Consider the following 13,292-nt stretch of genomic DNA (forward strand, 5'->3'; position numbering starts at 1 on the left):
TGCTCGGGCGGCGGCGCACGGCGCCGGGCCTTCCGCCACCTACGACCAATAGGTGGCAGACAGCCCGCGCCCCACCGCCCAGAATCGGGCCATCGAACCTGGGAGGGTAGGCGATGGCCTCGACGGCAGCAGTACAGGACGGCTGGATGGCGCGCGCGGCGCTGCGCTCGGCCGCCTGGGCGGAAAAGTGGTTCCCCGATGCGTACGTGTTCGCGGTGCTGGGCGTGGTCATCGTCGCGCTGGCGGCGATGGGCTTCGGCTCGACCCCGCAGGCCACCGCCAGCGCCTTCGGCGACGGCTTCTGGAGCCTGATTCCCTTCACCATGCAGATGGCCTTCGTGGTCATCGGCGGCTACGCCGTGGCGACGGCGCCGGTGGTCGCGCGCTTCATCGACTTCCTGGCCCGGGTGCCGCGCACCGGTCGTGGCGCGGTGGTGTACGTGGGCCTGGTCAGCATGCTCGCCTCGCTGCTCAGCTGGGGCTTCTCGCTGGTGTTCGGCGGCCTGCTGGTGCGTGCGCTGGCACGCCGTACCGAGCTGCGCATGGACTACCGCGCGGCCGGTGCTTCGGCCTACCTGGGGCTGGGCGCGGTGTGGGCGATGGGGCTGAGTTCGTCGGCTGCACAGCTGCAGGCCAACCCGGCCAGCATGCCGCCGGGGCTGGTCGAGATCACCGGCGTACTGCCGTTCACCGAAACCATCTTCCTGTGGCAGTCGATCGCGCTGACCTCAGTGCTGATTCTGGTTTCGCTGCTGATCGCCTGGTTGACCGCACCGGCCGCCGGCAGCGCTCGCACCGCTGAAGACTTCCCCGGTGCCGCGCAGGCCGAACCGGAGCCACTGCAGCAGCGCACGCGCCCGGGCGAGTGGCTGGAATACAGCCCGCTGCTGACCGTGCTGCTCTCGCTGCTGGCGTTCGGCTGGCTGTTCAACGAGTTCGCCAACAAGCCGGTGGTCACCGCCATCGCCAACCTCAACACCTACAACTTCCTGTTCATTTCGCTGGGCCTGCTGCTGCACTGGCGACCGCGCAGCTTCCTTAACGCGGTGGCCAAGGCGGTGCCCAGCACCACCGGCGTGCTGATCCAGTTCCCGCTGTACGGCGGCATCGCGATGATCCTCACCCACGCCGCTGGCGGCGATGGGCAGACGCTGGCGCACCGGCTGTCGAGCCTGTTCGTGCACGTGGCCAGCACCGATACCTTCGCGCTGGTGATGGGCGTCTATTCGGCCGTGCTGGGCTTCTTCGTGCCCTCCGGTGGTGGCAAGTGGATCATCGAGGCGCCGTACGTGATGCAGGCCGCCAACGAACTGAAGGCGCACCTGGGCTGGGCGGTGCAGGTCTACAACGCGGCCGAAGCGCTGCCGAACCTGATCAATCCGTTCTGGATGCTGCCGCTGCTGGGCGTGCTGGGGCTGAAGGCACGCGACATCGTCGGCTTCACCTTCATCCAGCTGCTGGTGCACATTCCGCTGGTGCTGGGCCTGTTGTGGCTGCTGGGGATGACCCTGGCGTACGTGCCGCCGGTGATGCCCTGAATGCAGCGTTGGCTTCCCTGCGTGAGCCGGGAAGCCAGCCTCGTTCAGCGCGTGTTTCCGGCTGCGATCGTCATGAATGCGTGCAACGCCGATGACGGCATGAGCACATGCCGAACCCGCATGAATCCTTCAGCCGCTTGTGCCACAAGGGCTTCTGCGCGTTCATTCACAGGCGTACACACAGATGTAGCCGCCCACCCACGCGTGATTAACCATTCGCTGCAGACGATGGCCACGTCCACCGCATTCCGCGAGTGGCTTTGGAGATCGGACATGGCACAGCAGAACCAGAACCCGAACCAGAAGCAGCAGGGCCAGCAGAACCAGCAGAACCAGCAGGATCAGCAGCAGGGCCGTGGCCGCGACCAGCAGCAGCAACAGCAGCAGGAACAGCAGAAGCGCAACCAGAACCAGCAGCAGGGCGGCCACGACGAAGAAGAATGATCGCGTTGCGCGCGCAACGTGACCGGCGAAGCCCCGCCCCGTGCGGGGCTTTGCTTATTCCAGCACGCCGATACGCTGCAGCACCGGCGCCGCCGACATGTCGTTCGGATTGGTGCCCGGCTGATCCTGCGGCACGTCCATGCCCATGCCGCGGTAAAGATCGACCCAGTGCTGGGCGATCTGCCCGGTCTGCGGGTTGCGGAAGTTCATCGGCTGCAATGCGAACACGCGGTGCGCACGGAACGCACGCTCGATGAAGTCCGAGCAGTAATAGCTGTCCTCGTTCAACACATACGACGTGTTGTAGGGCTTGCCCAGCATCGTGCGCGCGGTGGCGACCGCATCCTTGATGGCCGCCTGCTGCGGCGCGCGCAGGCGATAGACCACGATCTGCCGCTGCTTGGCTTGGGCGTCCTGCTGGAACTCGGTCAGCGATTGCCGGCGTGATCCCTTCTCGTCGGCGTGCAGCGCCTCCCAGCCCTTCGGCGCCGAGGCGACCAGGGCGACGTGATCGAAGCTGGGTGCGCCCTGCGTGCCGGTGGCATCGTCGATGGCCGCGCTCAGGCCGCTGCGGCCGGCAGTGACGAACAGCAGGTCGCCTTCGTGGACATCGACGGCCAACGCCACGGCCGGCCACAGGGCGGGCAGCAGCAGGCCGATCAGGAGCAGGAGGCGATGCATGAGGACTCTCGGACAGGCGGAATGCCGGAATTGTAGGGTGCGCGGTAGCATGGAGCGACCGGACCGGATTCAGGATGAGCCCATGCGTCGATACCCTTCTCCTGCACTGCTGGTGCTTGCCTGCGGCGCGGTGCTGGTTGCCTGCACGCCGGCGCCGCAGCCACCACAGACAGCGGCCGAAGCCGTGACTGCCGCAGCGGCGTCGGCGACCAGCGCCACCGAGCCCACACCTGTGGCTGCAGCCAGTGAATGCCTCTACCCGGAATTCGATACGTTCCTGAAGCATTTCGGCAACGAGATCACGCTGCAGGAAAAGGCCACGGCCGATCCGCTGCTGGACAGCTACATCGATGCGGAGGCCGAGCCGGAACCGCGCAAGGTGGAAAGCCGGGTGGCGCTGGCCGATGTCGAGTGGCCGGTGATGCCCGATCCTGCCGCGTTGGCCGGGCAGGGCCGTGAAATGCAGGTCAGCCCCTTGGCCGATGGGCAGCGGCAGGTGCAGATCCGTACGCCGGACAGCAGCGACCAGCAGACCTATACCTTCGCGCAGGCGCCTTGCTGGACACTGGTCAAGCGTGAGGACGAGTCGATCTGAAGCCTGATCCGGCACAGGCGCGACGGGCCAGTGGCTGCTAGTCTCGACCCCTGGTCCAGGCAGGGAGACGCCGATGCAGGCTTTCAGGAAGCGCACCACCACCGCCGCCGTCGTCGCCGTATTGGCGATAGCTCCCTTCAGCGGCGCCCAGGCACAGTCGGTGCATGCCGATGACCGCGCCTACTTCGCCAATGCCACCGCCGAACAGGCCGCGCGTGTCGCCCTGGGCAGGCGCGTCGAGGCCCTGCAGCAGGCATCCACCCTTGCACCCGCGGAACGCTTCCGGCAGGCCGAGATACTGGAGGCGCAGTGCCTGCGACATCACGGCTACCTGCACCTGCAGGCCGCCCGCAATGCGCGTGATCAGCGTCCGGCCCAGGCGCTGGATCAGGTGACGGGGCTGTGCAGCCGCATCGCCCGCAGTGGTCGCGCCGCACTGCGCGAGGCACCCGCAGATGCAGCGTGGGCAGCACCGTATGGCTTCCTGCGCGCACGCGCGCTGAAGGAGGCTGCCACCCCGGCCAACGCCGCGCTGGATGAGGCCGTGGAGGCACTGGCCGATCCGGCGCTGGACAGCTTCGCGCGCCTGCGCGGACAGATCCTGCGCAGCGCCGAGTACCCGCAGATCGAGCACGGCGGCCGGCACTGGGACACGGGGCGCGACAAGCAGGCGCTGGCCCAGCAGCCCGACCGTGCCCTGCGCGAGGCAGGCTGGAAGGGTTACTGGCAGGGGCTGCACTCGCGCCGTGAGCCGATGGCTTCGGTGCTGCTGGGGCTGGTGCAGGTGAATGACGCGGCCGCACGCCTGCAGGGCGATGGCTCGGCGCCGGCACATGGCTACCAGCGCATGGGTCTGGATACCGCCGTAGTGAATGCAACGCTGGTGGCGGTCGAACAGCACGCGGAGGACCGCCGCGCCTACCAGGAGATGCTGCTGCACCACGCTGCGCGATCCGGCATCGACGCGCCGCAGATCTGGGATACCACCGTGCCCGATGCCGGCTACACGCCACCGGTGCTGACGCTGGCGCAGCTGCGCGACAACGCCGCCGATGCCATGCAGCACCTGGGGCCGGCGTACGTCGCTGAACTGCGCGCGCTGCTCGATCCGGCCAACCAGCGTATGGATCTGGCCACCGAACGCGGTGACCGCAGCCAGGACGCGTTCCCGGTGAGCGCTCCCGGTGTGCCGGCAATGCTGTTCGTTGGCGTGCGCCGTGGCGATCTGGAAAGCGATGTCGAAATCGCGCATGAAGCGGGTCATGCCATGCATGGCGAGTGGATGCAGCGCGGTCATGCGTCGCCGCTGCAGCGCAATGGCAGCCAGTGGCTGACCGAGGCGTTCGCGATCTACAACGAGCTGCGCTTCCGCGACCAGCTGTACCAGCAGGCACAGGACCCGCGTGCCAAGGCCTATTACCTGAAGTCGCTGCTGGACGACATGGTGCTGCAGCTGTTCACCTCTTCCGAGGAAGCGCAGCTGGAGCAGTCGATCTACCAGGGCGTTGCCGCCGGTACGCTGGGCACCGCCGATGATCTGGACGCGCTGACCGGGCAGGTGCTGGCGCGCTTCGGCCAGCAACCTGAGCGCTATCCGCAGCTGCGCAACACCTGGATCGGCAAGCGCCTGATGTATGAAGACCCGAACTATCTGGTGAACTACCTGTATGCGGGGCTGCTGGCCGTGCAGCTGTATGTGCAGGACCAGCGCGACCCCGACGGGTTCCGTGAGCGTTATCTTGCCGTGCTTGGCGAAGGCTTCGATCGCGCGCCGGACGAGCAGGTGGCGCAACTGCTGGGGCACGCGCCAGACTGGGCGGCCTTGGTGGATGCCGATCTGCAGGTGTTCAACCAGACGGTGGCACAGCTGCAGGCGCTGCATGCGCGGATCGAGGCAGGGCAGGGTACGTGAGCATGCAGCGGGCAGGACAGCAGACCGCAGCCATGACATGCCTGTTGTTGCTGCTGTGCCTGCTGCCGATGGCGGCGCTGGCGGCAATCCCGGTGCCGGCGCTGGACGATCCCGTGGTGGACACGGCCAACGTGCTGTCCGCTGAAACCCGCGCCACCCTGCGCAGGCAGGCGCTGCAGCTGCAGGTGCGGAAAGGTGCACAGCTGCAGGTGCTGGTGGTACCCAGCGTGGGCAACGAGGGCATCGAGCCCTACGCACAGCGGGTGTTTGATCAATGGCAGCTGGGTCGCGCCGGTGTCGACGACGGTGTGCTGTTGCTGGTGGCGGTGCAGGATCGCCGCGTACGCATCCAGACCGGCTATGGCCTGGAAGGTGCGCTACCAGACGCGTACGCCGCTCGCATCATCGACAACGCGATCGTGCCGCGCTTCCGTGAGGGTGATTTCGACCAGGGCGTGCTTGATGGCACGACGATCATGGTGGCGCTGATCGAAGGCGAGGACCTGCCTGCATGGGAAGCGCCGTCGGCCAGCAATGTGCTGCCTGCGGACTGGCGCCGCGCAGACTCGGTGGTGGCGTTGACCCTGCTGGCCGGCTTCCTGGCCGGGCTGTGGCGCTCGCCGCCGCCCCTCCCGCCAGCGAAGACCGAGGACGATTTCAGCGGCAGCCGTCGGGAGCGGCGGCGCAAGGCACTGGCCGCCAATGCGTCGGCACCGAGGCCGAGCTGGCCGACCTTGCCGGCCTGGGGGCGTCCGATGCTGCTGACAGCGGTGGTTGCCGCAGGGGTGCTGTCCGTGGCGTTGCTGTTGCCACGCCACCTGCTGCCGGGCCTGTGCTTTGTGATGGTGCTGGGCGTGCCGGTGGCGGCCCTGCTCGGCTGGTGCTGGCGTCGCAGCCTCGGGGTGCGCATCGTCCTGTGCGGCATGCTGGTACTCAGCATGGTCTTGCTGGTACAGGCGCTGCTTCGTGGCCAGCTGCCGCCGAGCCTGGCCCGGCACCTGCTGCTGCAGGCCGCCGCGGGTGTTGTCACCCTGATGGTGTTCCTGCTGGTGCAGGCCTGTCGCGCACGCTGGAAGAAGAACCGCAGCAGCTTCGTCGTGCGCATGACGGTGCTGGTGCTGTTGACCCTCGGTTATGCCGCGGGCGCGTTGCTGGCGATCCATCGTGCCGAAGGTGACGATCCACGGCTGCTGGCGATGATTGTGTCAGGTGTGTGTGGCGTGCTGCTGTACTTCGTAGGGTTGTTCACCATGTTGCCGGGCGAGCGCGCACGTGGCCGGGTTTCGTCACGCCGCGAACGCAGCGCGTCCAGTTCGTCATCCAGCAGTTCGTCGTCGAGCAGCTCCAGCAGCTGGTCCGGAGGCGGTGGCCGCAGCGGCGGAGGCGGCGCGTCCGGCAGCTGGTAGCTCAGATCGCCTGTACCCGCCAGCCGAGTGCAACGTCCTCCACAACGCCCGGGCCGGCCACGTCGCCGACCTGCAGCAGCAGGCCCTGTGCATTGGGCAGGTCCTTCTGCTCGGGGAACCAGCGTCGGTCCGCAGCGACCACGATCAGCAGGCCCTCGTCGTCGCCCATCGGCGCGAACTGCGGCGAAGGCGGGCTGATCGGTTGCAGGCCGAACCGCAGGCTGGACTGCTCGCGCACCGCAGCGACATCGTGGCTGGGCAGGCCGACCTCGCTCAGGCAGGTCAGTTCGCTGCCGTGGAAGGCGCCCTGATGCGTACTGGCCGGCAAGCGACGGCGGCCGATCAGTTCCAGGATCAAGCCATCGGGGCCGGTGAAGTACACCGACTGCGACTGCCAGCTGCTCTCCAGCGCGAAGTAGTCCAGTCCCGCCGGATTGCGCTGCAGTGGCGTGCGTTCGCGCAACCAGGTCATCGCCTCGCCGAAGCGGTTGTCCGGCACGTTGAACGCCAGGTGCACACCACCGAGCGGACGTCCTTCAGCGGGCTGCAGTTCGATCGTGCTCCAGCCGATGTGCACATGATTGCCGACCACGCGCTGCTGCAGCACATCGTGGAAGTAGCTGGCCACGGCACCCACGTCAGATACCGGCAGAGTGAGGTGCAGCAGGCGCATGATCGGTTCTCCGTGGACGCGTCCACTGTAGCGCCAGGCCATGCCCGGCGGCCACTAGCGCAGTGAATGGTCAAAGAACCGTATCGCTGCATCCACTGCCTGCGCGTGGGTCTGTGCCTTTGGCACCGACGTAGTGCACAGGTCCTGCAGCCGCTGCTGCCCGGTCGCGGTGCACGCGGCCAGGAAATCATAGTGGCCCACATCGGCCAAGCGCTGCAGTTCCGCGCCCGGAATCAGGACCCCGGCGGCCGCGCCATTGGTCTGTGGCGGCGCAACCGTGTCAGCCTCACCCAGCACGATCGACACGGGCAGCCGCAACGAGGACAGCTGCTCGGGCGCGAAGGCCTGGATGATCGCCGGAGCCAGCAGGAATGCCGCCCGCACGCCGGGAATCGCGCGCGCGTCGTTGGCCTGGGAGATCCATGGCGCCAGTGCTGGAGAGGCCGCAGCGGCAACGCGCGCTTCCATTGAGTGCGTTGCGGCCTCCTGTTGAGGCCGGCAGACGCCGTCATCCGGATGTGCGGTGCAGAAGGCCAGCAGTCGCTGCAGGTCCGGTCGTGCACCGGCTGCCAGCAGCGCCGTGTAGCCACCGGCCGAGAACCCGGCAACCCCCAGGCGTTCAGGATCGACGTGCGGGCCCAGCACTGGATCGGCCCGCACGGCCGCCAGGGCGGCGCGCAGGTCATCCGCACGCAACCAGCTCAGGATGCTGCCGGGCAGGGTCATCGTGTCAATGCCGTTGTTGCCAGGATGATCGACCGCGATCACCAGATACCCGGCCCGCGCCAGTGCGGTGCCCAGCCAGCCCATCATGCGCGCACTGCCGCCGTTGCCATGCGAGAGCAGCAGCGTTGGCAGGCGATCACCTGCGATGGGAGCCTCCATCGCGGCACGTCCGACGTCGAACAGCGGCGCGTCGGGCGGGCCGATGGTCAGGGCGGTTTCCCGGCTGCCGGCCAGCGCTGGGTACCAGACCGTGTAGCGCAGCGCGTCGTGGTGCTGCGCATCGCGTACAGCCGCGCCGGCCACCGTGGTGGCGCCGTGGCGCTCGCCGGCTGCCTGCGTCTCGCTGGCATCGGCCACGGCAGTGGAGACCATGAGGATCATTCCCAGCACAGCAACCGTCATGCGCATCTTCAGTTCCTTGTCAGTTGGGACGTTCTCCGACTGGCAGCCAGATCTCCACGCCGCCGTTGCCGGTGTGCTCATCGAATCGGGCGTCGTAGCATTCCAGATCCGGTGCATCGGCAAGGCTGAGGTTGGACGCAGGAAGATAATGATCCAGCAGCCAGAACCAGGTCGAGCGGATGGTCGAGATGTGCGCGCCGTGCCAGGCCACCAGATAGCGACGCGGCGGAATGTGCACACTTTGCCAGTGTGCAGGCACGCTCGGCACCACGCTTGCCGGCAGTGCGGCGATGTAATCGAAGCCGCCATCGTTGTCGCTGTTGCAGCACACACCGAAGCTGATCGGTGCGGGCGTCGGCCATTCGCGGTTGAGCTGCGCCCATTGGCCGGGAATCGCGCCGCCACTGTCGCGGGTATGCCGCATGCCGATGCCCACCACCTGGAAAGCGGGCGTGTCGAGCAGCCGCGGCGCTTCACCGCAGGGCGCCGGCGCATCATCCACGCGGATCGCCTGTACCAGCGCCAGCCCATCGGTGCCCTGTTCGCGTACGCGCTCCGGCGTCTGCCCGAACTGTTCACTGAAGGCGCGGGTGAACGCGGCATGGGTGGTATAGCCGGCCCCCAGCGCGACCTGCAGGATGTCGCCCGCACCGTTGGCCAATCGTTGCGCGGCAGCGGTCAGGCGCCGTCCCCGCAGGTAGCGCACCACCGAGGTACCGGTGCGGGCCTGGAACAGGCGTGAAAGATGGAAGGGTGACAGTCCCGCCGCAGCGGCGATATCGGCCAGTGCCAATGGCCGGTCCGCATGGGTTTCGATGTACCACAACGCCTTGCCCGCCGCGCTCATCTGCCTTTCCCCGAATCCAATGCCGGCACAGTAGCGGATCGGCAGGCGCGGCGCTTAGCACTTCTTGCGCCTGTGCGGCATCAAGCTGTCGTACTGACGTCATGCCTCCTTCACACATCGGGCCGAGACTGCGCGCCTTGTCCAGGCCTGTTGTGTCCGCACAGGTGCTGGCCCTGTCGCGTCCTCCCGGAGTCCTGCTGTGCATCGTTCGAAGCTCTCGCGCTCCATCCTCCTTGCCCTTTCCATGGCCAGCGCAGGAGGCGCGATCGCAGCGGAGGCCGATGCGATCGACGCCGCAGGCGGTAGCCGTGCCGTGCCCACCCAGCTCGATGCGATGCTGGTCACCGGTACCCGCGCGTCCAACCGCACCCAGTTCGAAACGCTGGCGCCGGTAGACGTGTTCACCAAGGAAGACATCAGGTCCGTTGAATCCACCGACCTGAAGGATGTGCTGGCCCAGCTGGTGCCGTCGTTCGTGGTGCAGCGCCTGCCGATGGCGGACGGCCAAGTGTTCGTGCGCCCGGCGACCCTGCGTGGCCTGTCACCGGACCAGACCCTGGTGCTGGTCAACGGTCGCCGCTTCCACCGCAGCGCGCTGCTCGGCAACCGTGGCGCGCAGGCCGCCGACCTGGCGCAGATTCCGACCAGTGCAATCAAGCGCATCGAGGTACTGCGTGATGGTGCGTCTGCGCAGTACGGCTCGGACGCCATCGCCGGTGTCATCAACATCATCCTCGAGGATGGTCCGGGCACCGAGATCACCGCCGGCTATTCGCAGTACGCGCAGGGCGACGGTGCCTCGCGCGACTTCAGTGCGCGCACCGGCTGGTCGCTGGGCGACTATGGCAGCCTGGTGCTGTTCGCTGAGTCGTCCAACTCCGACGCCACCTCGCGCACCCGCCAGCGCCCCGATGCCATCGCCTTCCAGGCGGCCCATCCGGAGCTGGAGGTACCCAACCCGGTGCAGCGCTGGGGCCAACCGGAACTGGAGAGCCGCCGCGTCGGCTTCAACGTCAAGGCCAACGCCAGCGAGACGCTGGAGCTGTATGCGTTCGGCCTTTACAGCCACAGCGATGGCGTCAGCGATTTCAACTGGCGCAACCCGGACACCACCACCGGCGCCTACCGCACCACCGCCATTTTCCCGGGCTGGAACCTGCGTTCGCTGTACCCGGTGGGCTTCAGCCCGCAGTACGGCAACGTCCAGAACGATCTGCAGCTGGTCGGCGGCCTGCGCGGTGAGATCACGCCCAAGCTGCGCTGGGATGTCAGCGCCTCGTACGGCCGCAATGCCATCGACTACAGCCTGAAGAACTCGATCAATGCTTCGCTGGGTCCGGCCAGCCCGACCGCGTTCGAGCTCGGCCGCCTGACCCAGACCGAGAAGAACGCCAACGCCGACGTCAACTACGAGTGGGAGGTGGGCGCGCTGACCAGGCCGATCAACGTCGCCTTCGGTGGCGAGTTCCGCCAGGAGACCTACCAGGTGCGCGCCGGTGACCCTGCTTCGTATGCGGTGGGTCCGGGCGCGGCTGCAGGCCTGGAGGCCAATTCCAATGGTGCGCCCGGTTTCTCGGCCAGCCAGGCCGGGCAGTGGAGCCAGCGCAGCAAGGCCGCCTACGTGGATATGGAAGTGCCGCTGGGCGAGCGCTGGAGCATCGGTGCGGCCAGCCGCTACGAGGACTTCTCCAGCTTCGGCAGCACGCTGGACGGCAAGCTGTCGGCGCGCTTCGCGATCACGCCGGACGTAGCCCTGCGCGGTACCGTGTCCACCGGCTTCCGTGCACCGACGCCGGCGCAGCTCAACACCACCAGTACCACCCAGGGCCTGGACACGCGCACCCTGCAGATCTTCACCAGTGGCCGCCTGTCGCCGAACGATCCACTGGCGCAGCTGCTCGGTGCCAAGCCGCTGAAGCCCGAAGAATCGCGCACCGCCTCGCTGGGCCTGACCTGGCGCACCGACCTCGGCCTGTCCGGTTCGGTGGATGTCTACCAGATCAGGCTCACCGACCGCTTCAGCCAGTCGGCCAGCTTCGCCATTCCGGCCGGTACGCCCAATCCGCTGGGCTATACCTCGGTGAACTACTTCACCAACGACTTCGACACCACCACCACCGGCGTGGACGTGGTCGGCAACTACCTGCGCGACCTCGGCGCAGGCCGCATGACGCTGACCCTGGCCTACAACTACAACCGCACCCGCGTAGACAACGGCAGCACCTCGGTGGCGACCAACGAAACCCAGCGCGTGCTGTTCGAAGACCGCCTGCCCGAGCACAAGGGCAGCCTGACCGGCAGCTGGGACATCGGCGCCTGGTCGCTGATGGCGCGCATGCGCTACTACGGTGCCTGGACCGACTCCAGCGGCAACGCGGTCGGCGATATTTATCAGCGCTTCGGGGCGATGAGCTTCCTTGACCTGGCTGTGGGGTATCGCATCAACGAGCATCACAGCCTGCGCGTGGGTGCCGACAACGTGTTCGACCGCTACCCGGATGAGGCCACGTTCCAGGCCAGCCGCGGCCTGGTCTACTCGCGCAACGCGCCGTACGACACCGACGGTGCCAATCTGTACGCGCAGTACCGGCTGAGCTTCTGATGGACCCGGCCCGCCGTTCCCTTCTGCGTGCAGGTACCTTGCTGCCGGCTGCAGCTGCACTGTCTTCACTGCCCGCCACGGCTGCCGCGCGTTACGCTGCACCCATGCAGATTCCCGCAACGACCGTGGCGCCGGACGTGCTGGCCCGCGATGAAAACTACTGGACCGCCGTGGCCAGCCACTTCGACATCACCGACGAAGTGAACCATCTGGAGAACGGCTACTGGGGCGCGATGGGGCTTGAGACGCTGGCCAGTTACCAGCGCCACACCGCTGAAGTGAACCGTGGCAACGCCTGGTACGGCCGCCGTGAATTCCCGGCGCAGTACCTGGCAGTACAGCGGCAGGTGGCCGAGCTGCTGGGTGTGGGTGCGGATGAGATCGCACTGACTCGGGGCGCCACCGAGGCGATGCTGGCGTTGATTGGCGGCTACAACCGCCTGCAGCCCGGCGACCAGGTGCTGTATGCCGACATCGACTACGACAGCATGATCGGCGCGATGCGCTGGCTGCAGCAGCGTCGCGGCGTGCAGGTCGAGCGCATCGCGCTGCCGGCGGTGCCCGACCACGCGCAGATCCTGCAGGCGTATGAGGACGCATTCGCGCAGTTTCCGCGCCTGAAGCTGGTGCTGCTGACCCAGGTCAGCCATCGCCATGGGCTGGTGCTGCCGGTGGCGGAGATCGCCGAGCGTGCACGCGCACGGGGTATCGACGTGATCGTCGATGCGGCGCATGGCTTTGGCCAGATCGACTACGCGGTGCCACGGCTGAAGGCCGATTTCGTTGGCATCAACCTGCACAAATGGATCGGTGCGCCGGTCGGCGTCGGCGCAATGTACGTGCGCAGGGGCCGCGTTGCGGACCTCGACCCGTACATGGGCGAGACCGACGACGGCCGCGTGGGCAGCCGCGTACACACCGGCACGGTCAACTTCGCCGCCTACCTGGCACTGCCGGAAGCGATCGCGCTGCACCAGCGCATCGGCGTGGCCAACAAGCAGGCGCGCCTGCGCTACCTGCGCGAGCGCTGGACGCTGCCGGCACGGCAGATGGCGCATATCGAAGTGCTGTCTTCGCCGGATCCGGCGCTGGCCAGCGCCTTGGCCAGCTTCCGTCTGCGTGGGCGCACCAACGTGGCAGACAACATGGCGCTGCAGAAGCGCCTGCTGGACGAGCATCGCGTGTTCACCACGCATCGCGACGGGTTGGACTCCGGCGCCTGCGTGCGGGTGACGCCGTCGGTGTTCACCCGGCCGCAGCAGATGGATGCGCTGGTGCAGGCGCTCTCCGCCCTGGCCTGACCCTGCTTTGGTAGGTGCCAACCTTGGTTGGCACATTTCGAGCGTGGCGGGAAATCTTCCGCCGGGCAGGGCCCGGCGCTACCGCTCTTCTCCAGCCTGGTGGGTGCCGACCGTTGGTCGGCACACCCTATCCACGCATGGCGTGCACGGACATTGCCAACCAAG

General features: G+C 67.5%; 11 protein-coding genes. 7 read left to right on the forward strand and 4 right to left on the reverse strand.

Annotated features, from left to right (window positions below):
• Positions 1-113 precede the first annotated feature (113 nt).
• Both ACTJJM_RS07195 and ACTJJM_RS07200 read left to right on the forward strand, forming a co-directional pair.
• On the forward strand, positions 114-1,538 hold the full coding sequence (locus tag ACTJJM_RS07195) for a short-chain fatty acid transporter (RefSeq protein WP_171954912.1): 1,425 nt from the start codon (positions 114-116) through the stop codon (positions 1,536-1,538).
• Between the two features lie 273 nt (positions 1,539-1,811).
• Positions 1,812-1,982: a hypothetical protein gene (locus ACTJJM_RS07200; RefSeq protein ID WP_171954913.1), complete on the forward strand. Its 171-nt coding sequence runs from the start codon at positions 1,812-1,814 to the stop codon at positions 1,980-1,982.
• A gap of 54 nt (positions 1,983-2,036) precedes the next feature.
• On the opposite strand, the gene ACTJJM_RS07205 is transcribed toward ACTJJM_RS07200, so the two are convergent.
• Positions 2,037-2,663 carry a YiiX/YebB-like N1pC/P60 family cysteine hydrolase gene (locus tag ACTJJM_RS07205; RefSeq protein ID WP_049480058.1) on the reverse strand — a complete coding sequence of 209 codons (627 nt, stop codon included), beginning with the start codon at positions 2,661-2,663 and terminating at the stop codon, positions 2,037-2,039.
• A gap of 82 nt (positions 2,664-2,745) precedes the next feature.
• Here ACTJJM_RS07205 and ACTJJM_RS07210 point away from each other — a divergent pair, with 82 nt between their 5' ends.
• The 3 genes from ACTJJM_RS07210 to ACTJJM_RS07220 all read left to right on the forward strand — a co-directional run bounded on the left by ACTJJM_RS07210 (position 2,746) and on the right by ACTJJM_RS07220 (position 6,576).
• Positions 2,746-3,258, forward strand: coding sequence for a hypothetical protein (locus ACTJJM_RS07210; protein ID WP_049454025.1), 513 nt, complete (start codon positions 2,746-2,748; stop codon positions 3,256-3,258).
• Positions 3,259-3,331: 73 nt separating this feature from the next.
• Positions 3,332-5,170: a M3 family metallopeptidase gene (locus ACTJJM_RS07215; RefSeq protein WP_440865344.1), complete on the forward strand. Its 1,839-nt coding sequence runs from the start codon at positions 3,332-3,334 to the stop codon at positions 5,168-5,170.
• A 2-nt stretch (positions 5,171-5,172) separates the two neighbouring features.
• Positions 5,173-6,576, forward strand: coding sequence for a TPM domain-containing protein (locus tag ACTJJM_RS07220; RefSeq protein WP_440865345.1), 1,404 nt, complete (start codon positions 5,173-5,175; stop codon positions 6,574-6,576).
• A gap of 1 nt (position 6,577) precedes the next feature.
• Here ACTJJM_RS07220 and ACTJJM_RS07225 read toward each other — a convergent pair whose 3' ends face one another.
• Genes ACTJJM_RS07225 through ACTJJM_RS07235 form a run of 3 tightly spaced genes read right to left on the reverse strand, consistent with a single transcriptional unit; the run spans position 6,578 to position 9,224 of the window.
• On the reverse strand, positions 6,578-7,249 hold the full coding sequence (locus ACTJJM_RS07225) for a VOC family protein (RefSeq protein ID WP_049480055.1): 672 nt from the start codon (positions 7,247-7,249) through the stop codon (positions 6,578-6,580).
• A 54-nt stretch (positions 7,250-7,303) separates the two neighbouring features.
• Positions 7,304-8,383: an alpha/beta hydrolase family protein gene (locus ACTJJM_RS07230; RefSeq protein ID WP_197576648.1), complete on the reverse strand. Its 1,080-nt coding sequence runs from the start codon at positions 8,381-8,383 to the stop codon at positions 7,304-7,306.
• Between the two features lie 13 nt (positions 8,384-8,396).
• Positions 8,397-9,224 carry an AraC family transcriptional regulator gene (locus ACTJJM_RS07235; RefSeq protein ID WP_440865346.1) on the reverse strand — a complete coding sequence of 276 codons (828 nt, stop codon included), beginning with the start codon at positions 9,222-9,224 and terminating at the stop codon, positions 8,397-8,399.
• 199 nt (positions 9,225-9,423) lie between these two features.
• Here ACTJJM_RS07235 and ACTJJM_RS07240 point away from each other — a divergent pair, with 199 nt between their 5' ends.
• Together ACTJJM_RS07240 and ACTJJM_RS07245 are read left to right on the forward strand one after the other, a co-directional pair.
• Positions 9,424-11,826 (forward strand): TonB-dependent receptor plug domain-containing protein, encoded by a 2,403-nt coding sequence (locus ACTJJM_RS07240; protein ID WP_440865347.1) that lies wholly within the window; start codon positions 9,424-9,426, stop codon positions 11,824-11,826.
• Positions 11,826-13,127: an aminotransferase class V-fold PLP-dependent enzyme gene (locus ACTJJM_RS07245; protein ID WP_440865348.1), complete on the forward strand. Its 1,302-nt coding sequence runs from the start codon at positions 11,826-11,828 to the stop codon at positions 13,125-13,127. The genes ACTJJM_RS07240 and ACTJJM_RS07245 overlap by 1 nt, the downstream gene beginning before the upstream one ends.
• Positions 13,128-13,292: the final 165 nt, after the last annotated feature.

The organism is Stenotrophomonas sp. 22692 (assembly GCF_052045015.1).
GTDB lineage: Bacteria > Pseudomonadota > Gammaproteobacteria > Xanthomonadales > Xanthomonadaceae > Stenotrophomonas > Stenotrophomonas geniculata.